Source organism: Streptomyces sp. NBC_00104, assembly GCF_045160825.1.
In the GTDB taxonomy this organism is placed as follows: domain Bacteria; phylum Actinomycetota; class Actinomycetes; order Streptomycetales; family Streptomycetaceae; genus Streptomyces.
Genome location: NZ_CP108215.1, coordinates 7,508,672 through 7,529,859, shown reverse-complemented (window position 1 = coordinate 7,529,859; position 21,188 = coordinate 7,508,672). Strand labels below are relative to the sequence as shown.

Genomic DNA, 21,188 nt, shown 5'->3' with positions numbered 1-21,188 from the left:
GAGCTGGACACTCTGGGCCTGCCCCATTTGGGGCAGGCCCCGGCTTTTCAGGCCCGGAGCGAGTGACGATCTCTCCCTCGGCAGTTTGGGGGAACTACGCCGACCACGTCGCCGTGTACGCCTGGCTCCGCACCTCCGGCCTCCAACTCGAACCAGACGACCTTCCCATGATCTCTGCCTGCCTCCCGCCCCAGCGCGAAGCTGCCCCATGCGTCCGCACACAGGTCGACGAGGACGAGTCCTCGCCCGCCGTCCGCTTCCGGCGCGGGGCACCGCGTGGGGCGCGGGAGGAGCGGGCCCGTGTCCCAGACGCTGCCCCGGAGCCGCTTGTCCGCCCACCTCAGCCGCACGGAAGCCGGTCCCGGCGCGTAGCGGCAGGAGTTGGAGAGCAGCTCTGAGGTCAACAGGACTGTCGTGTCGGTGAGTTCGTGGAGTCCGTGGCGGTCGAGTACGAGCCGGCCGGTGGCCCGGGCGATGGCGGGGGCGAGCGGGTCGTGGGGGACGTTCAGGGTGTACTCCCACTCGGAGGGGGGTTCGAACAGGCGTTCGTTCACGGCAACTTCTTACGACGTATGGATGCTGAGGACTCAGTAACCGGCCCGACACTCACCGTAGGACAACAGGGAAACATCTGCTACCAGTTCACATTATTTCTCTTACAAGTGGACCCGATCGTGTGTCACGGGCAAGACTGTCACCCATGCCACCCAGGACATCTCCGACCGTGCGACAGCTGCGACTGGGAACCGAACTGCGGCGCATGCGCGAGCAGTCGGGGTTCAGCATCAGCGACGCGGCGGCCGCTCTCGGCGTGAGCCGCACGCACATCACCAATGTGGAGCTGGCTCGCTTCGGGGTGAGCGAGCAGCGCGTGCGCACCCTGGCCTCGATCTACGACACCCCGGACCAGGCTTACGTCGATGCGCTCGTGGGCATGACCCAAGACCGCAAGCCCGGGTGGTGGGAGGAGTACCAGGGACTCATCGCCACCGGCGCACTCGATCTCGCCGAGCTGGAGTTCTACGCGACGAGCCTGCGCGTATTCGTCGCCATGCACGTGCCTGGACTTCTCCAGACGGAGGAGTACGCCCGTGCCGTACTCGCGGAGAAGGTGCCCGCCTGGCCCGGAGCCGAGCTGCGCCGACGACTCTCTCACCGCATGAAACGCCGCGACATCCTGGATCGGGACAACCCACCGACGTGCATGTTCATCATCCACGAGGCAGCGTTGCGACTGCACTTCGGTGGACCGGACGTCATGCGCTCCCAGCTCAAGGAGCTGATCGAGTCGTCACGCCGCCGGAACCTCACCGTGCGCGTCATCCCCTTCAGCGCAGGCGGCTTTCCAGTACCCGGGCTCACCGTGTCATACGCGTCCGGACCGGTACCCCAGCTCGACACAGTGCAGCTCGACACCGCGAGCGCAACGGAATTCCTCGATGCGCAGACCCAGTTGTCGAACTACCGTGTGCTCATGGAGCGCATCACCAAGGCGGCGCTTCCCGCGAAGGAGTCACGTGAGTTCATCCGCTTCATCGCACAGAGCATCTGAAGGCGGGGACATGTCCAAGTTCGTCTGGCAGAAGTCGTCCTACTCTGGGTCGGGGGACAACAACTGCGTCGAACTTGCGGCGGCGGAAGTAACCCTCGCCCTCCGCGAAAGCGAGGCCCCAACCGTCGTACTCCACACCCACCACCCCCAACTAACAGCCCTCCTGCACCACATAAAGGCGCACGCACCCTCCACGCGCCCCTGACCGGCGCGCGGGCGCCGCTCGCACCACCGGCACACCGCCCCGCCCCACACACCAGCCGCCACCAGCAGATCTCCGCACGCCGGGGCATCATCAGCTGCGCCTCCGGCACCGGCAAGACCACCGCCCTCTCCCAGCTCGGGCGGGCCCACGAGATCGCCGTCCGCAAACGCCACCCACGCGCCCGCGCCCGGCTCCCGGTCCTCTACGTCACCGTCCCGCCAGCCGCCACACCGAAGATGCTCGCCATGGACTTCCTCGGCTTCTTCGGCCTGGACTTCCTCACCCGCTTCAACATCACCCACGTCGTCAACGCCGTCTGCAGCTGTCTGGCTAGCCACCGGAGACTTGCCGCCATCCGGCCGCGAACGCCCACTTGCTGTCTGGGGCGTAGGAGCGTGGTCCTGTCACCTTGGCCGTGTACTTGGCCTCTGTGGTGACCTTCCAGTCACTGCCATCCCACTTGAGAATCAGGTTGGTGGTCTCGTCCCTCAGTGGGTCGTCGTCAGCGCCTTTGCCGCGGATAGTCGCGAACCGGTCGTAGGACATCCACACGACGACAATGTCTCCGCTCTTGTCGAGTGAGCGGGTGAGGACGGCCTTCACGTTGGTGCTGAAGGTGATGCCGTCGGGGGTTCCGCCTGACGGCGGCAGTCCCACGCCTTCGCGGAGCTTCCTCACCTCGCTGACGCCCTGGTCGATCGTTTCCGGGGAGTCTTTGGCGGCGATGGCTGTCCACTGCTTGTGGGCGATCACGTCGTCCAGCAGATCAAGGCCCTCCCAGTAGGAGACTGCGGCGGATGTGGCGCCGAATGAGGAGTATTCGAAACCGGTACCGATACCGTCCGCGTTCGACTTGGGCTTGAGCAGCGACAGGCGGGGAGCGGTGGCTGGGGTGTACTCCTTGACCTTGCGCGGCGACTCGGTGGTGCTGGACACGCTCGGGGACGGCTTCGCTTCGGTCCCACGCTCAGTGCTCCCGTCGCCGAGCGACGTGACGGCGAAGACGCCGCCGGCGGTAAGGACGGCCCCGGCTGCGACCCCGATACCGAGGAGCCTCAGCCGCGCTGTACGGCCGAAGTCCGCCATCACGCCCCCGTCGTCATGGAGTAGGAGCCACAGACGAGGCCAAATGTCACGCCGATGCCGACGGCGGAGAGGACCGACTTGCCGCTCGAAGCGAGCTGAGCGCGTTCCGTGTTGTGTCCGATGTCGAGCAGATCGATCAGTTGGTGATTATACGCGCGCCTAGATCCGCCCGCAGCAGCTCGCAGCATGTGGGCAGCCCGATCAGGCCGAGAGACGCCAAGAGTCATCGACATACTGCAAGTCAAGCACGCCAGCCAGCGGCAGCGCCGTGAACGGATCTTCTACGCAAGAGAGTTGCGGCATCAACCATTGAAATGCAGCCACTGCCACAAGGCAGTGATCGACGAGTGGCTACACGCTGACAAGCCTTGCCCACTCTCGCCTACGAAACCACGCAGCAACGCACGGAAAACGCAGACTCAAGCTGCAGAGAATCCGGGCCCACACCGCAGCCCATCTCTTCGTCCCGCACCTAAGCAACCGGTCGCGATGCAACGACAAACGGCACCGGACACCAGGGGACGGAGAAGGGGTTCTCGGTGGTCGACGAGGGGGCGGAGGAGGCGACGGTCCGGAAGGTCGCGGAGGCCGTCACAGGCACCGCACCGGCGTATGGCTCAAGGGCCATCGCGGAGTCGTCGAGGGTCGCCCCCGTCCCCGATGGCTATCGGCTGCGCACCTGGTCGCGCGGGGGCGTGACCCGGGTGATAGTGGCCGCGCCGGACGGCTCCCCGGCCGCGCGGGGCCAGATCGGCCCGCCGGGAGCTACGGCGGTCGTCGACCGGGCAGAGACGTCCCCGGCCCACCGCCGCCGCGGCCTCGGCACCCTCGTCATGCGGAACCTCACACGGGCGGCGCTCGCACGGGGCGCGGAGGCAGGGGTGCCGGGTGGAACACCGGACGGGCGGGCACCGTACGGGTCGCCGGGGTGGAGGGTGGATGCGCCGCTGACGAGCGCGAAGTACTTGATCCGGCGTCGTCTCGGCTACCTCCCCCAGGAGTTCGGCGTGTTCCGCAGCTACACGGTCCGGGAGTTCCTGTCGTACGCGGCCTGGCTGCGTGAGATGCCGGGCGGCCGTATCCCGGAGGCGGTGGCCGGGGCGGCGGAGGCCGTCGGCCTGCAGGACCGTCTGGGCCACCGGCTCCGCACGCTCTCCGGCGGGATGAAGCAGCGCGTCGGCATCGCGCAGGCCATCGTCAACTCGCCCACCCTGCTCCTGCTCGACGAGCCGACGGCCGGACTCGATCCACAGCAGCGGTCGGACTTCCACAGCCTGGTACGGCGACGGGGACGGACCGCCTGCGTGGTCGTGTCGACGCACCTCATGGAGGACGTGGAGGGCGCCTGCGACGACGTGACCGTCCTCTCCCGCGGCCGCGTCGCCTTCCACGGCCCGCTCGACGCCCTCGACGCGGCCGGCGGCTACGCGGCGGTCGTGGCGGCGTGAGCCCGACCCGCGCCGCCCCGCGGGAGTCCCCGCCCGCCCGGGCCGGCGCGCCGCCACCGCCGCACGACCGGCCACGTCGCCACCCCGATCGCCAAGGCCAGCAGATGCCCCCAGTTCGTCATCGGGTCCGTGAACGCGATCAGGTCGTCCACCAGCATCCCGCCGAACCCCAGCAGAACCGGCCACCGCAGCCACGGCGACACCAGCCCCGCCAACGCGCCCACACTCGCCGCCACCCCGAAGCTGACGCCGTAGTCGAGGCGGTGGAGGGAGCTTGCGGGGAGGTGGCCGGCCAGGACGGCGAGGCCCACCGGGACCTCCGTCGCGAGGGTGGCGAGGATGTGGCCCAGCAGGAAGACACCGGCCGTGCGCCAACCGCCGATACGGCGTTCCAACGCGGTCAGCACCAGCAGAAAGCCGGTCGCGTACGGGGAGCCGACCCCGCCCGCCAGCCACAGCGCGCTCGCGAGCAGCACGAGCACCGGGGACCGGACCAGGTGCGCCACATCCGTACTGGAGCCCTGGTGCAGGGCGTGGACCAGGGCCGGGCCGGCGTGCTCGGCGACGAGCGAGGTCATCACCAGGACGGTGGCGTAGCAGAAGGTGAAGGGCGTGCCGACGGGGGTGGGGAGCAGCCGCCAGGGGCGCGGGAACGGGGAGCGGGTGGACCGGGCGGGCGCGCTTGGTCCGGGTCCCGCGGACTCCTGTTCCGCGACCGGGGCGGGTGCCGCCACCGGCGCGGGTGCCGCACCCGGCTGCCGCGGGATGCCGTCGAGGACGGGCCCCGCGGTCTCCACGGTCCTGGCGGCATCCAAGGCGAGGCGCTCCTTCCGTTTCGCCTCACCCTCGACGCCCCGGTACGCCCTTGTCTGTGACCCCCGCCACCCCCGACGCGATTCACAGCAACCCGACAGCACGACGACCCGTCGGTCCTGCAGCCCGGCGACCCGGCGACCCGGCAGCCTGCCAGCCCGCCAGCCCGCCAGCACGACGGCTTCTACGGGACCTCCGCGCCGATCCCCCGCAGGACGCGCTCCGCATACGCCCGGAACCGGCCCGCCATGTCGAACCCCTTCGGATCCAGCACCCACTGGATCTGCAGCCCGTCCATCACGGCGGCCAACTCCTGCGCGACGGCCACGACATCCGTGTCGGCCCGTAGTTCACCGGTGTCCACGCCCCGCCGCAGCACCCGGGACATGGTGCCCACCACCTCGGCGTACCGCTTGACGAAGTACGCGTGGGCGGGATGCCCGGGGTCGCCGGCCTCGGCGGCCAGGATGTTGAACATCCGGGTGCGGCCCAGCCGCGCGCAGTTGTACTCGGCGAGTTTCACGAGCGCCTCGAACATCTGGGCCACCGACTCGAACTCGCGCGAGAAGAACCGGTGCCGATCGGTCTCGTCCACGCGTTCCAGCACCTGGACGAGGAGGTCCTCCTTGCTGCGGAAGTGGTGCAGCAGCCCGCCCTGGGTGATGCCGACGTCCTTGGCGATCCGGGCGAGCGAGGAGGCGTGGAAGCCCCACTGGGCGAAGTGCTGGACGGCCGCGTCGAGGATGCGCGACCGCCGCTCGTCCCCGACGGCGTACGAGCCGCGCGCACCGGAGCTTTCCGGCCTCCGGCCCCCGTCCCCTTCCGGCCCGCCCGCACCGGGCCCCTCTGACCTCCGGTTCCGCACCATGACCGTCACCATAGTCCTCGCCGCACGGCCCCGAAGCCCCTCGCTAACCGGCGGTTACACGAGTCATCACCCCCTCCCTTTCAAGCCATGTGCCGCGTGATGGTGGCCACTTGTCCAAAACCTAGTGCCCACTCGGTTTTGCTGTTTCCCTGAACTCGCCTGCGCGGCGCCGATGCCGCCCTCGTCCCTCGTCCCCCGTCCCCCGTCCCTCGCCCCCCGTCCCGATCATCGCCCCGGGCCTGCCGGCCGTCGGAGGCAACGGCTCCAACTACAGCGCCCTCTTCCTCTTCGGCGCGGTCGCCTCGATCCTGGGCGCCCTCGCCGTCCGGTTCGTCCGTTCGGTCGAGTAGCCCCCGCACCGGCCCGCCCGCACCGCGCACCCCGCTCGGCCACCGTCTCGCGCAAGGAATCCCGGATGTCCACAGCCCCGTACCGCGACCCGAACCGTCCCCTCGACGAGCGGGTGGACGACCTGCTGGGCCGGATGACCCTGGCGGAGAAGGCGGGTCAGCTCTTCCACGCGATGCTGACGATGAACCGGGACGGGACACTGGCCGAGGCCGGCGAGGGGTCGTTCCTCCGGCACGGTACGTACGAGCTGGTCACGCAGGGCCATCTGACCCACTTCAATCTCCTGGGCCAGTACGGGGTCCGGGAGACGGCCGAGTGGGTCAACCGGCTCCAGGCCCTCGCGGCGGACACCCGGCTGGGCATCCCGGTCACCCTCTCCACCGACCCGCGCCACTCGTTCACCGACAACCCGGGCGCCTCCTCCGGCTCCGGTGCCTTCTCGGCCTGGCCCGAACCCCTCGGCCTGGCCGCGATCGGCGAACCGGAGCTGGTGGAGAGGTTCGGCGACACGGTCCGCCGCGAATACCTCTCCGTCGGCTTCCGCGTCGCCCTGCACCCGCAGATCGACCTCGCCACCGAGCCCCGCTGGTCCCGCCAGTCCGGCACCTTCGGCTCGTCCGCCGAGGTCACGAGCGCGCTGGTCCGGGCGTACGTACGCGGCCTGCAGGGGCCCCGGCTCGGCCCGCGCTCGGTCGCCGCCATGGTCAAGCACTTCCCCGGCGGCGGCCCCCAGCAGGACGGCGAGGACCCGCACTTCCCGCACGGCAAGGACCAGATCTATCCCGGCGGCCTGCGCGACGACCACCTCGCGCCCTTCAGGGCGGCCGTCGAGGCCGGCTGCTCCCAGGTGATGCCCTCCTACGGCCGGCCGGTCGGCGTGGCGGACTGGGAGGAGGTCGGCTTCGGCTTCAACCGGGACGTGCTGACCGGGCTGCTGCGCGAACGCCTGGGCTTCGGCGGCGTCATCTGCACCGGCTGGGGCCTGCTGACCGATACGTCCATCGCCGGCGAGCCGCACGAGGCCCACGCCTGGGGCGTCGAGCACCTGACCGTCGCCGAACGCGCCGCCAAGGCCCTGGACGCGGGCGCCGACCAGTTCGGTGGCGAACAGTGCCCCGAGGTGATCGTCGAGCTGGTCCGCTCCGGCCGGATCCCCGAGGAGCGGATCGACGCCTCCGTACGCCGGCTCCTGCGCGAGAAGTTCGTCCTCGGCCTCTTCGAGAGGCGGTACGTCGACCCGGACCGCGCCGAGGAGACCGTCGGCGCGAGCGAGTTCACCGCCCTCGGCGAGACGGCCCAGCGCCGCTCGCTCACCGTCCTGACCAACCACTCCCTCCTCCCGCTCACCGACCGCCCGAACCTCTACGTCGAGGGCGTGGGCGCCCAGACGGCGTCCCTGTACGGCAATGTCGTGACCGATCCGGCCCACGCGGACGTGGCCGTGCTGCGGCTGCGCACGCCGTACGAGGAGCGGCCGGGGGTCTTCGAGTCCTTCTTCCACTCCGGGTCGCTGGCGTTCGGTGAAGAGCGGCTGAAGGAGATCCTGGCGCTGCTGGAGGCCGTGCCCACGCTGGTCTGCGTCAACCTGGAGCGGCCCGCCGTACTCCCGGAGATCGCCGCGAAGGCCGCCGCGCTCGTCGCCGACTACGGGGCCAGCGACGCGGCCCTGCTCGACGTGGCCTTCGGACGGGCCCGGGCCGAGGGCCGGCTGCCCTTCGAACTGCCGCGTTCCATGGCGGCGGTGGAGGCGTCCCGCGCGGACGTACCCAACGACACCGAGGATCCGGTCTTCCCGTACGGCCACGGCCTGGCGCTCTGATCACGCCAAGTCGTGGCGGGTCGTCACCGGGGCGCCGCAATTCGGCCGCCCCCGCGCCACGGACACGTAAGGATGGGGGGATGCCCATCACCGACGAACCCGAAGTCATCGACCGGCGCGAGGGCCCCTACGGCGAGGTCGTGCTGCGGCGGCACGGGGAGCTGTTGCAGATCATCGCCAACGGGTGCTTCCTGATGGACACCTCGGACGGCCGCTCGGAGCGGCTGCTGGTCGACGCCGCCCTCGACGCGCTGACCGGCCGTTCTCGGCCACGTGTGCTGATCGGGGGCCTGGGCGTCGGTTTCTCGCTCGCCCACGCCGCCGCGGATCCGCGCTGGGGAACGATCACGGTTGTCGAACGCGAACCCTCCGTCATCGAGTGGCACCGCGCGGGACCGCTGGGCGAGGTGTCCGCCGGAGCGCTCGCGGACCCCCGTACGGACATCGTGGAAGCCGATCTCGTCGCCTACGTCAATGAGACGTCCGCCACGTTCGACGCGCTCTGCCTGGACATCGACAACGGGCCCGACTGGACTGTCTCCGAGGCCAACGAAAACCTGTACTCACCTGCCGGATTGGCAAGCTGTGCAAGGGTGTTGAGGCCTGGTGGGGTGCTTGCCGTGTGGTCGGCGCAGCCTTCCGCGGAATTCGAGGAAACCTTGCGGAATGCCGGGTTCCAACAGGTGCGTACCGAAGAGATCCCGGTTGCCCGAGGAGTTCCGGACGTGGTGCACCTCGCTGTCCGACCTGGATAGCCCTGGTGCGGTGACTGCCCGTACCCTGCTTGCCTGACGCCGATCATTCAAGCGTCAATCGCAGTCATGCGCACCCACGCGCAGTCAAGGGATCACCCCACGGATTCCGGAAAGCAACACAGGGGCGGGCGATGGAGCAGACACACACCACCCACAGCAGCACCACAGCGACCCCGGGCGCGCAGCGCCGGGTGCTCGTGGTCGAGGACGACCCGACGATCGTCGACGCCATCGCGGCCCGCCTGCGCGCCGAGGGTTTCGTCGTGCAGACCGCGTCCGACGGACCGGCCGCGGTGGACACCGCGGAGGCCTGGCAGCCCGACCTGCTGATCCTCGACATCATGCTGCCCGGCTTCGACGGCCTGGAGGTGTGCAGGCGCGTCCAGGCCCAGCGGCCCGTCCCCGTGCTGATGCTCACCGCCCGGGACGACGAGACGGACATGCTGGTCGGGCTCGGCGTCGGCGCCGACGACTACATGACCAAGCCGTTCTCCATGCGTGAACTGGCCGCGCGCGTGCACGTCCTGCTGCGCCGGGTGGAGCGGGCCGCGCTGGCCGCCACCACGCCGCGCTCGGGCATCCTGCGTCTCGGCGAGCTGGAGATCGACCACGCGCAGCGCCGCGTCCGGGTGCGCAGCGAGGACGTACACCTCACGCCCACCGAGTTCGACCTGCTCGTATGTCTCGCGAACACCCCGCGTGCCGTACTCTCGCGCGAGCAGCTGCTCGCCGAGGTGTGGGACTGGGCGGACGCGTCCGGGACGCGGACCGTGGACAGCCACATCAAGGCACTGCGGCGGAAGATCGGCGCGGAGCGGATCCGCACGGTGCACGGTGTGGGGTATGCCCTGGAGACCCCGAATCCCTGAGACCCGTGCTCGCACCGCGTGCGCAGGACATACGCAGGCACGTAGGCACAGGGGGCTGGTGGCGTGATGAGCGGAGTCGGTGACCCGAGGTCGCGGAACCTCGGTGGCGCGCAGTCGCGGAAGGGCGCGGGACCGCTCGGCGGTCTGCGCCCCTTCTCGATCAAGACGAAGCTAGGCGCGCTCGTCGTCATCTCGGTCCTGATCACGACCGGTCTGTCGATGATCGCGGTGCAGACCAAGACCGAGCTGCGCTTCATCATGGTCTTCTCGATGATCGCCACGCTCTTGATTACGCAGTTCGTGGCGCATTCGCTCACCGCCCCCCTGGACGAGATGAACGCGGTCGCCCGGTCCATCTCGCGCGGTGACTACACCCGCCGGGTCAGCGAGAACCGCCGGGACGAACTGGGTGACCTCGCTCACACGATCAATCTCATGGCCGACGAGCTGGAGGCCCAGGACCGCCAGCGCAAGGAGCTCGTGGCGAACGTCTCCCACGAGCTCCGCACGCCGATCGCCGGCCTGCGCGCGGTCCTGGAGAACATCGTCGACGGCGTCACCCAGGCCGACCCCGAGACGATGCGCACGGCCCTGAAGCAGACGGATCGCCTGGGCCGCCTGGTGGAGACGCTGCTCGACCTGTCGAGGCTGGACAACGGGGTGGTCCCCCTGCGCCGCCGCCGCTTCGAGGTCTGGCCGTATCTCTCGGGCGTCCTCAAGGAGGCCCAGATGGTCTCCTCGGCCCGCGGCGGCATCACCTCCGGCTCCGGCAACCACACCCGTACCGACGTCCACCTGCACCTGGACGTCCACCCGCCGGAGCTCACGGCCAACGCCGACCCCGAACGCATCCACCAGGTCGTCGCCAACCTCATCGACAACGCGGTCAAGCACAGCCCGGCGCACGGCCGCGTCACCGTGAAGGCCCGCCGCGGCCCCACCCCCGAGTCCCTGGACCTCGAAGTCCTGGACGAGGGCCCCGGCATCCCCGAATCCGAATGGCACCGCGTCTTCGAACGCTTCAACCGCGGCGCCGTCAGCTCCCCCCACGGCCCCGGCAGCGACGGCGGCACCGGCCTCGGCCTGGCCATCGCCCGCTGGGCCGTCGACCTCCACGGCGGCCGCATCGGAGTCGCCGAGTCCCCCAAGGGCTGCCGCATCCGGGTTGTCCTGCCGGGGGTGTCCGCACAGCCCGGCCAGCGCCCGGTACAGGTCTGAGCCCCCGTCCGGGACAGAGCAAGGCGTTCCGGGCCCCGGGCAACCGCAGCCTTTGAGGCCCCGGGCAGCCGCAGGCTTTTCAGGGGCGCGGGGAACTGCGCGAGCAACCCCACACGACCCGCGGCCGACCACTCACCCACGGCGGGGGCGAAATATCCCGCGATACCCACATCGCACCTGGCTGAATCCCCCCACCCTTGCCGGATATCGCTCATCCTCCCGGGGCTTACTTCTCTGCCAAGTTGACGTAAAGTTCGAAGCGGAGCCACAAGATCCACGGCCGATCCGCCCAGCGGGACACGTGTGATCAGGTGCGTTCAGGCAGAGGGCCGCGTCCACATACCCGCAGGCCCCACCCGACGCATGCCCGGCACCCGCCCCCCCACACCCGTTCCAGACCGGAACCACGCTTGTTTCCCGCCATTTCCACCCCCGAAACACGCTTTCCGATGTGACTTACGCGACGAAGAGCGGACTCGGCCTGACCTTCCCGGCCACGGGGGCGTAGCCTTAATTCCCGCTGTCCATCACCTTGTGAAGCGGAAGAGGGCGGTTGCCGCCGTGTCGCCACAGTCCCCCAGTAACTCGAGCATCTCGACCGACGCAGACCAAGCGGGTAAGAACCCCGCCGCGGCCTTCGGACCGAATGAGTGGCTCGTCGACGAGATCTATCAGCAGTACCTCCAGGATCCGAACTCGGTAGACCGAGCCTGGTGGGACTTCTTCGCCGACTACAAGCCAGGCGCCGCTGCCGCCCCGGCTCCGGCGAGCACTGCGGCCACGGGTGCCGCAGCGACCACACCCGCGGCACCCGCCGCCCCGGCCCAGGCCGCACCCGCCCCGGCTGCCCCGAAGCCCGCCGCCGCTCCGGCCCCGGCCCCGGCGAAGCCCGCGGCCGCCGCGCCCGCCAAGCCGGCGGCTGCCGCCCCGGCGAAGCAGGCCGCGCCCGCCGCGTCCGCCGACGGCCCGGAGCTGATCACGCTGCGCGGCCCCGCCGCCGCTGTCGCGAAGAACATGAACGCCTCCCTGGAACTGCCCACGGCCACGTCCGTGCGCGCCGTCCCGGTGAAGCTGCTGTTCGACAACCGCATCGTCATCAACAACCACCTCAAGCGCGCCCGGGGCGGGAAGATCTCCTTCACGCACCTGATCGGCTACGCGATGGTGCAGGCCATCAAGGCCATGCCGTCGATGAACTGGCACTACGCGGAGAAGGACGGGAAGCCCACCCTCGTCAAGCCGCCGCACGTCAACTTCGGCCTCGCCATCGACCTGGTGAAGCCCAACGGCGACCGCCAGCTGGTCGTCGCGGGCATCAAGAAGGCCGAGACGCTGAACTTCTTCGAGTTCTGGCAGGCCTACGAGGACATCGTCCGCCGCGCCCGTGACGGCAAGCTGACGATGGACGACTTCACCGGTGTCACGGTCTCCCTGACCAACCCCGGCGGCCTCGGCACCGTCCACTCCGTGCCCCGCCTGATGCCCGGCCAGTCGGTCATCATGGGCGTCGGCTCCATGGACTACCCGGCCGAGTTCCAGGGCACGTCCCAGGACACGCTGAACAAGCTCGGCATCGCGAAGGTCATGACGCTCACGTCGACCTACGACCACCGGGTCATCCAGGGCGCCGCCTCCGGCGAGTTCCTCCGCGTCGTCGCCAACTCCCTCCTCGGGGAGAACGGCTTCTACGACGAGATCTTCGAGGCCCTGCGCATCCCCTACGAGCCGGTCCGCTGGCTCAAGGACATCGACGCGTCGCACGACGACGACGTCACGAAGGCCGCCCGCGTCTTCGAGCTGATCCACTCCTACCGGGTCCGCGGCCACGTCATGGCCGACACCGACCCGCTGGAGTACCGCCAGCGCAAGCACCCCGACCTGGACATCACCGAGCACGGGCTCACCCTGTGGGACCTGGAGCGCGAGTTCGCGGTCGGCGGCTTCTCGGGCAAGTCCCTGATGAAGCTCCGCGACATCCTCGGCGTCCTGCGCGACTCGTACTGCCGTACGACCGGCGTCGAGTTCATGCACATCCAGGACCCGAAGCAGCGCCGCTGGATCCAGGACCGCATCGAGCGCCCGCACACCAAGCCGGAGCGCGAGGAGCAGCTGCGCATCCTGCGCCGGCTGAACGCGGCGGAGGCCTTCGAGACCTTCCTGCAGACGAAGTACGTCGGCCAGAAGCGCTTCTCCCTGGAGGGCGGCGAGTCCGTCATCCCGCTGCTGGACGCGGTCATCGACTCGGCGGCGGAGTCCCGTCTCGACGAGGTCGTCATCGGCATGGCCCACCGCGGCCGCCTGAACGTCCTGGCGAACATCGTCGGCAAGTCGTACGCCCAGATCTTCCGCGAGTTCGAGGGCAACCTCGACCCGAAGTCGATGCACGGCTCCGGCGACGTGAAGTACCACCTGGGCGCCGAGGGCACCTTCACGGGCCTGGACGGCGAGCAGATCAAGGTCAGCCTGGTCGCGAACCCCTCGCACCTGGAGGCCGTGGACCCGGTCCTGGAGGGCGTCGCGCGCGCCAAGCAGGACATCATCAACAAGGGCGGCACGGACTTCACGGTCCTGCCGGTGGCCCTGCACGGCGACGCGGCCTTCGCGGGCCAGGGCGTGGTGGCCGAGACCCTGAACATGTCGCAGCTGCGCGGCTACCGCACCGGCGGCACGGTCCACATCGTCATCAACAACCAGGTCGGCTTCACGGCCGCCCCGGAGTCGTCCCGCTCGTCGATGTACGCGACGGACGTGGCGAGGATGATCGAGGCCCCGATCTTCCACGTGAACGGCGACGACCCGGAGGCCGTGGTCCGTGTGGCCCGTCTGGCCTTCGAGTTCCGCCAGGCGTTCAACAAGGACGTGGTGATCGACCTCATCTGCTACCGCCGCCGCGGTCACAACGAGTCGGACAACCCGGCCTTCACCCAGCCGCTGATGTACGACCTGATCGACAAGAAGCGCTCGGTGCGCAAGCTCTACACCGAGTCCCTCATCGGTCGCGGCGACATCACCCTGGAAGAGGCCGAGCAGGCCCTCCAGGACTACCAGGGCCAGCTGGAGAAGGTCTTCACGGAGGTCCGCGAGGCCACCGCGCAGCCGACGTCCGGCGAGGTCCACGACCCGCAGGACGGCTTCCCGGTCGCGGTGAACACCGCGATCACGGCGGAGACCGTCAAGCGCATCGCCGAGTCCCAGGTCAACGTCCCGGACCACATCACCGCCCACCCGCGTCTGCTGCCGCAGCTGCAGCGCCGGGCGGCCATGGTCGAGGACGGCACGATCGACTGGGGCATGGGCGAGACCCTCGCGGTGGGCTCCCTCCTCCTGGAGGGCACCCCGGTCCGCCTGGCCGGCCAGGACTCGCAGCGCGGCACCTTCGGCCAGCGTCACGCGGTGATCATCGACCGTGAGACGGGCGAGGAGTTCACGCCGCTGATGTACCTCTCCGAGGACCAGGCGCGGCTGAACGTCTACAACTCCCTGCTCTCCGAGTACGCGGCGATGGGCTTCGAGTACGGCTACTCGCTCGCCCGTCCCGAGTCCCTGGTGATGTGGGAGGCCCAGTTCGGCGACTTCGTCAACGGCGCCCAGACGGTCGTGGACGAGTTCATCTCGTCGGCGGAGCAGAAGTGGGGCCAGACGTCCGGCGTCACCCTGCTGCTCCCGCACGGCTACGAGGGCCAGGGCCCGGACCACTCGTCCGCCCGCCCGGAGCGCTTCCTCCAGATGTGCGCGCAGAACAACATGACGGTCGCCATGCCGACCTCCCCGTCGAACTACTTCCACCTCCTGCGGTGGCAGGTGCACAACCCGCACCACAAGCCGCTGGTCGTCTTCACCCCGAAGTCGATGCTGCGCCTCAAGGCCGCCGCGTCGAAGGCGGAGGAGTTCACGAGCGGCGAGTTCCGCCCGGTCATCGGCGACGACTCGGTCGACCCGAACGCGGTCAAGAAGGTCGTCTTCTGCGCCGGCAAGGTCTACTACGACCTGGAGGCCGAGCGTCAGAAGCGCGGCGTCACGGACACGGCGATCATCCGCATCGAGCGCCTGTACCCCCTCCCGGGGGCCGAGGTCCAGGCGGAGGTCAACAAGTACCCCAACGCCGAGAAGTACCTCTGGACCCAGGAGGAGCCGGCGAACCAGGGTGCCTGGCCGTTCATCGCGCTCAACCTGATCGACCACCTCGACCTCGCGGTCGGCGCGGACGTCCCGCACGGCGAGCGCCTGCGCCGTATCTCCCGCCCGCACGGCTCCTCGCCGGCGGTGGGTTCCGCGAAGCGGCACCAGGCGGAGCAGGAGCAGTTGGTGCGTGAGGTGTTCGAGGCGTGAGCCTCTGACCTCCGGTCATGCCGCGGGCCCGGGCCGAGTGATCTTCACTCGGCCCGGGCCCGCGGCTTTTTCCGCCGTCCGGCGTCAGGGGATGCCAGGCGGTGTCAGGGGATGCTGTCCCTGCACGATCGGGCATCGATCGCCGCGGGGCTCGGCCGGTAGTCACCGATCCAGGCCGGGTCCTGGGCGGGGATGCCCGGCAGCCACGCCTTGAAGTCGTCCTTCCATTGGCTGCCGGTGACGTAGTCCTTCACGATCTCGCGCAGTCTCAGGCAGTCCGTCCGGTGTCCCTTGGGCAGACCGATACCCCAGTGCTGCGGCCCGCCGATCGTCAGGCCCGGCACCACCCTGAGTCCGTCGGCGGTGTGAAGGTCCGCGAAACCATGGAGGATCATCTGATCGGTGAAGACCGCGTCGGCCTTCCCCTCCCTGAGCTGTTGGACACAGTCGGAGGCGTCGAGGAGCGTCCTCGCCTCGATGTCGGCGAGCTCGAAGCGCCGCAGCACCTCCTCGGACGTGCTGCCCTCCCAGGAGCACACGATCTTGCCGCTCAGGTCGCTCAGTTCCTTGATGCCCGCGCCCTCGGGCCCCACCAGGAACCCCTGGTACGTGGTGGCGTACGGCCCGGCGAAGTCGATCACCTTCATACGCTCCGGGGTGATGGAGAAACTGGCGACCACCATGTCGAGCCGGCCCTCCTCCAGCTTCGACATACGGCCTTCGGAGGACACGTTGGTCAGCGTCGCGTCGTCCTCCTTCATCTCCAGCCCCTTCATGGCCGCCCGGAACACCTCGGAATCGAAGCCGAAGCGCTTGTAGTTCTCCTCGAAGGAGATGCCCGGCAGGTCGTTGTGCATGCCCACCCTGGGTTGCTCCGTGCCGAGGAACGTGGGACTCCGCTCGTCCGATATCCCGCCCCACACGAGGCCGGTCGCGCTGCAGACGAAGAGGGCCACCGAGGCCGCGAAGATCCAACGGGTGTTCCAGGTCATTCGGTCTCCTTCAGCCGTGCAGGACGGCGTCGTGGACGGTCACTCGCATCTGGCAGCCGTGGGGCGCTCGGACCACCACTCGTACCCGGGCGTCGGGCCGGACCCCACCCAGCGGAAGGTCGACCGCCTCGCCCGAGGTGACGTCGGTGACGGCGGCACGGCCCCCGTCCAGGGCGACGTCGAGAGAGGTGTCCGGGGTGCAGAACTGCGTGTCCGGGAAGGCCTCCGCGACCGAGAGGACGAGGCGCAGATGGGTACGGGCCACCCCGCCCCGCACCACCACGTCGAGCGTCTCCCCGTCCGTCAGCGGCCGGTCGGGCGTGACCGTCGTCCGTCCCTCGACGTCGACCTCGCCGTGCCCGCGCAGATACTCCGCCCGCACCAGCGCACCGGCCGCGAGAGCCAGGGACAGCGCCGAGACGAGGGCGGCGATGGCCGCCGGGCGCCGGAAGCCCGCCACCCGCACCAGGGCTGCCGCGGTCGCGACAGCGAGCATCACGCACACCCCCGGCAACTGCCCCGAGGAGCCCTGCGCGCGGAGCAGGGCGGTGCCGCCCAGGGCGAGGACCACGAGGAAGGGCAGCCAGTTCCACCCCCGCCAGCTCCGCACACCCTCGGCGGCGTCCTTCAGCGCGTCGCCCACGACCAGGCTGACCACGAAGTTGCCCAGCACCTGTCCGACGGCCGTCACCCAGCGGCCCTGCCCCCAGACCCCGGGCCGTCGGTCCTCGGGGGGTTCCTCGTGGCGGCTCTTCGGGACGCTGTCAGTCGGCTGGGTCATCTGCCGCTCGTGGGTCCGCCCCGAACGAGATGGTGAGATCGCGCTCGACCCGTCCCACCGCCATCGCATGCTTCCCGTGGGCCGTGACGTGGACGTCACCGCCCCGCCCGAACCTCGCGGCCCGCACGACCTGTGCCTCCAGGGCGGCGGCGCTCAGGTCGCTCCCGGCCAGCCAGCGCCCCACGGCCTCCTCCAGAAGGGCACGCTCGTCGTCGGTGAGCCCTTCGAGTACGCCCGCGACGCCGGAGGCCTCCTCGTCCCCCGGACCGGCCGCGCCGTCCCGGCGGCGCAGGGCCGCCGTCAGGAACGTCCGGCCGCCGCGTACGGCGCTGACCGCGAGCTGATCCCTGGCCGTGACGAGTACGGCCGTCCCCATCGAGGCCGCGGCCGCGCTCAGGTAGGGGGACAGCTGGCCGACGGCCGTTATCAGTTCGGACATCTCATCGCTCCATGAACAGGCGTACGAAATAGGGCAGTTGCCCATGAATCGCCTGGCGCACACCATAGCCGCGGACGCGCACGTCCGAGAGGCGTCGATCGATTTCGTACGCTGTGAGCGGCACAACGACCACGTACGCACCCAGGAGAGCGAGCCATGTACTTCACCGACCGCGGCATCGAGGAACTGGAGAAGCGGCGCGGCAAGGAAGAGGTCACCTTCGAGTGGCTCGCCGAGCAGCTGCGGACGTTCGTCGACCTGAACCCGGACTTCGAGGTGCCCGTGGAGCGGCTGGCGACGTGGCTGGCGCGGCTGGACGACGAGGACGAGGACGAGTAGCCACCCGAAGAAGGCCCCCGAAGAAGGCCCCCGGGGACGGTCAGTCGCGCGGGTGGGCCAGGTCGTACAGCAGGCCGAGGGCGCCGTGGGCGACCAGGAGGCCGCCCGAGAGGAGCCAGCCGGGGCTTCGGCGGTACAGGCCCCAGGCGGTGAGCGGTAGGCCCGCGAGGAGTTGGCCGGTGGCCAGGGCGCGGGCTCTGGAGGTGCCGGCCCAGGGGAGCCAGGGGCCGAGGCGGCCGCGTTCGAGGGCGTCGAGCTCCGAGCGGACGGCCCCGCGCCAGCCGGTCCACTCGATGCGCTGGACGCCGGGCTGGACCCGGGCGACCTCGCGGAGCCGGTCGGCGGGTTCGCCCGGGGTGAGGCCCGCGGGGAGGCCCACTCCCGCGTGGGCGAGGACGGCCAGGAGGCCCAGCAGACGGGCGCGGGCGTCCGCTCCCGGGTCGGGCCTGGTGAGGGCGTCGAGGGACTGTGCGTCGAGCACCGGATCCAGGCCCAGGCGGGCGGCGAAGGTGCGCATCGCCTCGCCCTCACCGACCGGGGTGCCGTTCGCGAGCCATACATAGCCGACGGTGCGGCGGAAGCCTGCGGCGAGGGTGTAGCCGCAACGGTCGGCATCCCACCAGAGGGCGAGCACGGGCCAGGGGGCGCCGACGGCGAGTGCGGTCGCCCAGCCGGTGACGACACGGTCGACGGGTTCGTCGCCCTGCAGCCAGGGCTTCCCCTCGGGCACGAGCGCGGCCCACTCCGGGCCGGCCGGGGTGAGCAGCATCCGTTCGCGGAGCAGCTGGGCGACGGGGGCGACGGAATCTGGATCCGCCCGGCAGAGCAGCAGCGCGCCGGGGGCGGGGGCGGGCCAGGGGTCACGCGATCCCGGGGAGCGTTCCGTCGACATGCACCCACGCTAGTTCGATTTGCCCGTATATATCCCAACGGGATCACCAGAACGGGTGTCTTGACTTTCCGTGACCACGATATATCGTGAATTACGGAAGACGCGATATTGCGTGTGTCGTGTGTTCGGCGCGCGTTGCGCGTACGGCGCGTATGGCGCGTATGGCGCGTATGGCGCGCATTGCGCGTATGGCGTGTTCTGTCGTGTCGGGTCTGTCGAGGAGGTCAGCACCATGTCCGAGTGGTCCGTCGCCGAGCCGCGGAAGCTCACGTTCGACGAACCGGTGACGGCACTGCATGTGCGAGTCGTCAACGGAACGGTGAACGTGGTGGGCACCGACGAAGGTTCCGCCCGTCTGGAGGTGTCCGACATCGAGGGCCCGCCTCTGACGGTGACACAGCAGGACGGCACACTGACCGTGGCCTACGACGACCTGCCCTGGAAGGGTTTCCTGAAGTGGCTCGACCGCAAGGGCCGGCGGCGCGACGTACTGGTGTCGCTCGCCGTCCCGACGGGCACCCCTGTCGAGGTGGGCGTGGTCGGCGCCACCGCCGTCGTGTCCGGGCTGGGCGGGCGTACGGAGGTGAAGGGCATCTCGGGCGACACCACCCTGGTCGGCCTGTCGGGCCCGGTCCGCGCCACGACGGTCTCGGGGAACGTGGAGGCGCAGGCCCTCACGGGCGACCTCCGGCTCAGTTCCGTCTCCGGTGATCTGACCGTCATAGAGGGCTCCTGCCCCACCGTGAAGGCCGACTCGGTGAGCGGCTCCATCATCCTCGACCTCGACGCCACCGGCGGCCCCACCGACGTCGGCCTCACCAGCGTCTCCGGCGAGATCGCCATCCGCCTCCCCCACCCCGCCGACGCCGAGGTCGAGGCCAACACCGCCAGCGGCACCATCTCCAACGCCTTCGACGACCTCCGCGTCAGCGGTCCCTGGGGCGCCCACAAGGTCACCGGCCGCCTCGGCCCGGGCAACGGCCGCCTCAAGGCCACCACCGTCTCCGGTTCCATCGCCCTCCTGCGCAGGCCACCGGGGGAGCACGAGCCGTGGGACGAGGAGCCGGGGAGCGGCGACCTGGGAGCGGGCCGGGTCACCGCGGAAGGCGGCACCGAGTCCGGCACCCCCACCGAGAACCAGCCCGCCCCCACCCACACCACCCCCGTGACCGACAATCCGTCTGCCGACTCCCCCGCCCCGGACGGCACGACCGAGGGGGCGGCCGGCGGCACGACCACTCGTACGACCGACAAGAAGGTGCTCTGACATGCCTCCCGTCTTCGCCCACGGACGCCTGCGGCTGTATCTGCTGAAGCTGCTGGACGAGGCGCCGCGCCACGGCTACGAGGTGATCCGGCTGCTGGAGGAACGCTTCCAGGGCCTGTACGCGCCCTCGGCCGGCACCGTCTACCCCCGCCTGGCCAAACTGGAGGCCGAAGGCCTGGTCACCCACACCACCGAGGGCGGCCGCAAGGTGTACGCGATCACGGACGCGGGCCGCGCCGAACTGGCCGACCGCAGCGGTGAGCTGGCCGACCTGGAGCTGGAGATCCGCGAGTCGGTGGCGGAGCTGGCCGCCGAGATCCGGGCCGACGTCCGGGGTGCGGCGGGCGACCTGCGCCGCGAGATGCGGGCGGCGGCCTCCGAGGCCCGCAAGGGCACCGGGGCGAGCGGTGGGGAGCAGGGCCCGCTCGGGGAGTACGCCGACAGCGAGTCGTGGCGGGCCGCGAAGGAGGAGATGCGCCGCGTGAAGCAGGAGTGGAAGGAACAGGCCCGGCGCGCGAAGGACGAGAGCCGACGCGCCCGCGAGGAGGCCCAGCGCGCCCGCCGGCAGGCCAAGGAGGCTCAGGAGCACGCCCGCACCCAGGCCCAGGAGGAGCTCCAGCGCATCGCCAAGCGGGTCCAGGACCACGTCCAGGACCACTTCACCCGGGGCGACTGGCCGACGGGGGTGCGCGAGGGCCTGACCGAACTGGCCAAGGAGTTCGGCGAGTTCGGGAAGGACTTCGGAAAGGAGTTCGGCAAGGACTTCGGCTTCGGGCGGACGGGTGCGGGTTCGGGGCCGGCGACCGGCGCGAGCACAGCCACCGGGGCTGGAGCCTCAGCGGGTTCCGGCGCCGACAGCAGGCCCGGAGCACGGACCGGCGCCGGGGAGCCCGCATACTCGACCACCCCCGAGGAGTTCCCGGCCGACTACGAACCCGCCTGGGTGCACGAGACCCCCACGGGCGACCCGGCCCGCGACCTCGACCGCCTCCTGGACCGCTTCCGCGACGACATCCGCGACGCGGCCCGCGACCACGGCGTGACAGAGGACCAACTCCGCGACACTCGCCGCCACCTGTCGACGGCAGCGGCCCACATCGGAGTGGTTCTACGGACCCCCAAGGCCTGATCCGCGAAGGGGCGCGACCCCCTTCAGGGGCGCGGG

19 protein-coding genes are annotated in these 21,188 nt (G+C 70.3%); 11 read left to right on the top strand and 8 right to left on the bottom strand.

The window, feature by feature from the left end:
* Window positions 1-47: 47 nt before the first annotated feature.
* Window positions 48-554, bottom strand: a complete 507-nt coding sequence (locus tag OG272_RS33205) for an ATP-binding protein (RefSeq protein ID WP_328506137.1) — start codon at window positions 552-554, stop codon at window positions 48-50.
* A gap of 146 nt (window positions 555-700) precedes the next feature.
* Between OG272_RS33205 and OG272_RS33200 the strand changes: the two genes are divergently transcribed.
* Both OG272_RS33200 and OG272_RS33195 read left to right on the top strand, forming a co-directional pair.
* Window positions 701-1,552, top strand: coding sequence for a helix-turn-helix transcriptional regulator (locus OG272_RS33200; RefSeq protein WP_326577545.1), 852 nt, complete (start codon window positions 701-703; stop codon window positions 1,550-1,552).
* Window positions 1,440-1,757 carry a DUF397 domain-containing protein gene (locus OG272_RS33195; RefSeq protein ID WP_328224003.1) on the top strand — a complete coding sequence of 106 codons (318 nt, stop codon included), beginning with the start codon at window positions 1,440-1,442 and terminating at the stop codon, window positions 1,755-1,757. Before OG272_RS33200 ends, OG272_RS33195 begins: the two co-directional genes overlap by 113 nt.
* Before the next feature lie 330 nt (window positions 1,758-2,087).
* Here the strand turns inward: OG272_RS33195 and OG272_RS33190 are convergent, their stop codons facing one another.
* Window positions 2,088-2,843: a hypothetical protein gene (locus tag OG272_RS33190; protein WP_328224002.1), complete on the bottom strand. Its 756-nt coding sequence runs from the start codon at window positions 2,841-2,843 to the stop codon at window positions 2,088-2,090.
* Window positions 2,844-3,382: 539 nt separating this feature from the next.
* On the opposite strand from OG272_RS33190, the gene OG272_RS33185 reads away from it, so the two are divergent.
* Window positions 3,383-4,291 carry a GNAT family N-acetyltransferase gene (locus OG272_RS33185; protein ID WP_326577551.1) on the top strand — a complete coding sequence of 303 codons (909 nt, stop codon included), beginning with the start codon at window positions 3,383-3,385 and terminating at the stop codon, window positions 4,289-4,291.
* Here the strand turns inward: OG272_RS33185 and OG272_RS33180 are convergent.
* Window positions 4,267-5,106 (bottom strand): rhomboid-like protein, encoded by an 840-nt coding sequence (locus OG272_RS33180; RefSeq protein WP_405895388.1) that lies wholly within the window; start codon window positions 5,104-5,106, stop codon window positions 4,267-4,269. The two genes, OG272_RS33185 and OG272_RS33180, sit on opposite strands and share 25 nt — an antisense overlap.
* Before the next feature lie 182 nt (window positions 5,107-5,288).
* Window positions 5,289-5,972 (bottom strand): TetR/AcrR family transcriptional regulator, encoded by a 684-nt coding sequence (locus OG272_RS33175; RefSeq protein WP_327727846.1) that lies wholly within the window; start codon window positions 5,970-5,972, stop codon window positions 5,289-5,291.
* A 415-nt stretch (window positions 5,973-6,387) separates the two neighbouring features.
* Here OG272_RS33175 and OG272_RS33170 point away from each other — a divergent pair, with 415 nt between their 5' ends.
* The 5 genes from OG272_RS33170 to OG272_RS33150 all read left to right on the top strand — a co-directional run bounded on the left by OG272_RS33170 (window position 6,388) and on the right by OG272_RS33150 (window position 15,313).
* Window positions 6,388-8,142, top strand: a complete 1,755-nt coding sequence (locus OG272_RS33170) for a glycoside hydrolase family 3 protein (RefSeq protein WP_405895387.1) — start codon at window positions 6,388-6,390, stop codon at window positions 8,140-8,142.
* A gap of 80 nt (window positions 8,143-8,222) precedes the next feature.
* Complete coding sequence (locus tag OG272_RS33165) at window positions 8,223-8,897, top strand: spermidine synthase (RefSeq protein WP_326577556.1); 675 nt, start codon at window positions 8,223-8,225, stop codon at window positions 8,895-8,897.
* Window positions 8,898-9,028: 131 nt separating this feature from the next.
* The gene (locus tag OG272_RS33160) at window positions 9,029-9,766 is read left to right on the top strand and encodes a response regulator transcription factor (RefSeq protein ID WP_326577558.1); all 738 of its coding nucleotides are present in this window, start codon (window positions 9,029-9,031) and stop codon (window positions 9,764-9,766) included.
* A 66-nt stretch (window positions 9,767-9,832) separates the two neighbouring features.
* Window positions 9,833-10,984: an ATP-binding protein gene (locus tag OG272_RS33155; RefSeq protein ID WP_326577560.1), complete on the top strand. Its 1,152-nt coding sequence runs from the start codon at window positions 9,833-9,835 to the stop codon at window positions 10,982-10,984.
* A 561-nt stretch (window positions 10,985-11,545) separates the two neighbouring features.
* Window positions 11,546-15,313 carry a multifunctional oxoglutarate decarboxylase/oxoglutarate dehydrogenase thiamine pyrophosphate-binding subunit/dihydrolipoyllysine-residue succinyltransferase subunit gene (locus tag OG272_RS33150; protein ID WP_405895386.1) on the top strand — a complete coding sequence of 1,256 codons (3,768 nt, stop codon included), beginning with the start codon at window positions 11,546-11,548 and terminating at the stop codon, window positions 15,311-15,313.
* Between the two features lie 104 nt (window positions 15,314-15,417).
* Here OG272_RS33150 and OG272_RS33145 read toward each other — a convergent pair whose 3' ends face one another.
* From OG272_RS33145 to OG272_RS33135, 3 genes are read right to left on the bottom strand one after another with little or no spacing between them, the layout of a single operon-like run.
* Window positions 15,418-16,305, bottom strand: coding sequence for a transporter substrate-binding domain-containing protein (locus OG272_RS33145; RefSeq protein WP_326577564.1), 888 nt, complete (start codon window positions 16,303-16,305; stop codon window positions 15,418-15,420).
* A 10-nt stretch (window positions 16,306-16,315) separates the two neighbouring features.
* A complete protein-coding gene (locus OG272_RS33140) occupies window positions 16,316-17,086 on the bottom strand; it encodes a hypothetical protein (RefSeq protein ID WP_405895385.1) in 771 nt (256 codons plus the stop codon).
* Window positions 17,070-17,525: a hypothetical protein gene (locus tag OG272_RS33135; protein ID WP_326577568.1), complete on the bottom strand. Its 456-nt coding sequence runs from the start codon at window positions 17,523-17,525 to the stop codon at window positions 17,070-17,072. The genes OG272_RS33140 and OG272_RS33135 overlap by 17 nt, the downstream gene beginning before the upstream one ends.
* A gap of 156 nt (window positions 17,526-17,681) precedes the next feature.
* Here OG272_RS33135 and OG272_RS33130 point away from each other — a divergent pair, with 156 nt between their 5' ends.
* The gene (locus tag OG272_RS33130; RefSeq protein ID WP_327727850.1) at window positions 17,682-17,864 is read left to right on the top strand and encodes a DUF6104 family protein; all 183 of its coding nucleotides are present in this window, start codon (window positions 17,682-17,684) and stop codon (window positions 17,862-17,864) included.
* 40 nt (window positions 17,865-17,904) lie between these two features.
* Here the strand turns inward: OG272_RS33130 and OG272_RS33125 are convergent, their stop codons facing one another.
* Entirely contained in the window at window positions 17,905-18,756 is an 852-nt protein-coding gene (locus OG272_RS33125; RefSeq protein ID WP_327727851.1) for a hypothetical protein, read from the bottom strand.
* Between the two features lie 232 nt (window positions 18,757-18,988).
* Between OG272_RS33125 and OG272_RS33120 the strand changes: the two genes are divergently transcribed.
* On the top strand, window positions 18,989-20,023 hold the full coding sequence (locus tag OG272_RS33120) for a DUF4097 family beta strand repeat-containing protein (RefSeq protein ID WP_327727852.1): 1,035 nt from the start codon (window positions 18,989-18,991) through the stop codon (window positions 20,021-20,023).
* A gap of 1 nt (window position 20,024) precedes the next feature.
* On the top strand, window positions 20,025-21,152 hold the full coding sequence (locus tag OG272_RS33115; protein WP_327727853.1) for a helix-turn-helix transcriptional regulator: 1,128 nt from the start codon (window positions 20,025-20,027) through the stop codon (window positions 21,150-21,152).
* Window positions 21,153-21,188: the final 36 nt, after the last annotated feature.

Excerpts from the sequence above, each read along its gene's own strand:
- OG272_RS33190 (WP_328224002.1), bottom strand. The coding sequence starts at position 2,843 with ATGGCGGACTTCGGCCGTACAGCGCGGCTGAGGCTCCTCGGTATCGGG.
- OG272_RS33115 (WP_327727853.1), top strand. The coding sequence starts at position 20,025 with ATGCCTCCCGTCTTCGCCCACGGACGCCTGCGGCTGTATCTGCTGAAG.
- OG272_RS33165 (WP_326577556.1), top strand. The coding sequence starts at position 8,223 with ATGCCCATCACCGACGAACCCGAAGTCATCGACCGGCGCGAGGGCCCC.
- OG272_RS33195 (WP_328224003.1), top strand. The coding sequence starts at position 1,440 with ATGCGCAGACCCAGTTGTCGAACTACCGTGTGCTCATGGAGCGCATCA.
- OG272_RS33200 (WP_326577545.1), top strand. The coding sequence starts at position 701 with ATGCCACCCAGGACATCTCCGACCGTGCGACAGCTGCGACTGGGAACC.
- OG272_RS33120 (WP_327727852.1), top strand. The coding sequence starts at position 18,989 with ATGTCCGAGTGGTCCGTCGCCGAGCCGCGGAAGCTCACGTTCGACGAA.
- OG272_RS33135 (WP_326577568.1), bottom strand. The coding sequence starts at position 17,525 with ATGTCCGAACTGATAACGGCCGTCGGCCAGCTGTCCCCCTACCTGAGC.
- OG272_RS33145 (WP_326577564.1), bottom strand. The coding sequence starts at position 16,305 with ATGACCTGGAACACCCGTTGGATCTTCGCGGCCTCGGTGGCCCTCTTC.
- OG272_RS33130 (WP_327727850.1), top strand. The coding sequence starts at position 17,682 with ATGTACTTCACCGACCGCGGCATCGAGGAACTGGAGAAGCGGCGCGGC.
- OG272_RS33155 (WP_326577560.1), top strand. The coding sequence starts at position 9,833 with ATGAGCGGAGTCGGTGACCCGAGGTCGCGGAACCTCGGTGGCGCGCAG.
- OG272_RS33140 (WP_405895385.1), bottom strand. The coding sequence starts at position 17,086 with ATGACCCAGCCGACTGACAGCGTCCCGAAGAGCCGCCACGAGGAACCC.
- OG272_RS33170 (WP_405895387.1), top strand. The coding sequence starts at position 6,388 with ATGTCCACAGCCCCGTACCGCGACCCGAACCGTCCCCTCGACGAGCGG.
- OG272_RS33175 (WP_327727846.1), bottom strand. The coding sequence starts at position 5,972 with ATGGTGCGGAACCGGAGGTCAGAGGGGCCCGGTGCGGGCGGGCCGGAA.
- OG272_RS33160 (WP_326577558.1), top strand. The coding sequence starts at position 9,029 with ATGGAGCAGACACACACCACCCACAGCAGCACCACAGCGACCCCGGGC.
- OG272_RS33125 (WP_327727851.1), bottom strand. The coding sequence starts at position 18,756 with ATGTCGACGGAACGCTCCCCGGGATCGCGTGACCCCTGGCCCGCCCCC.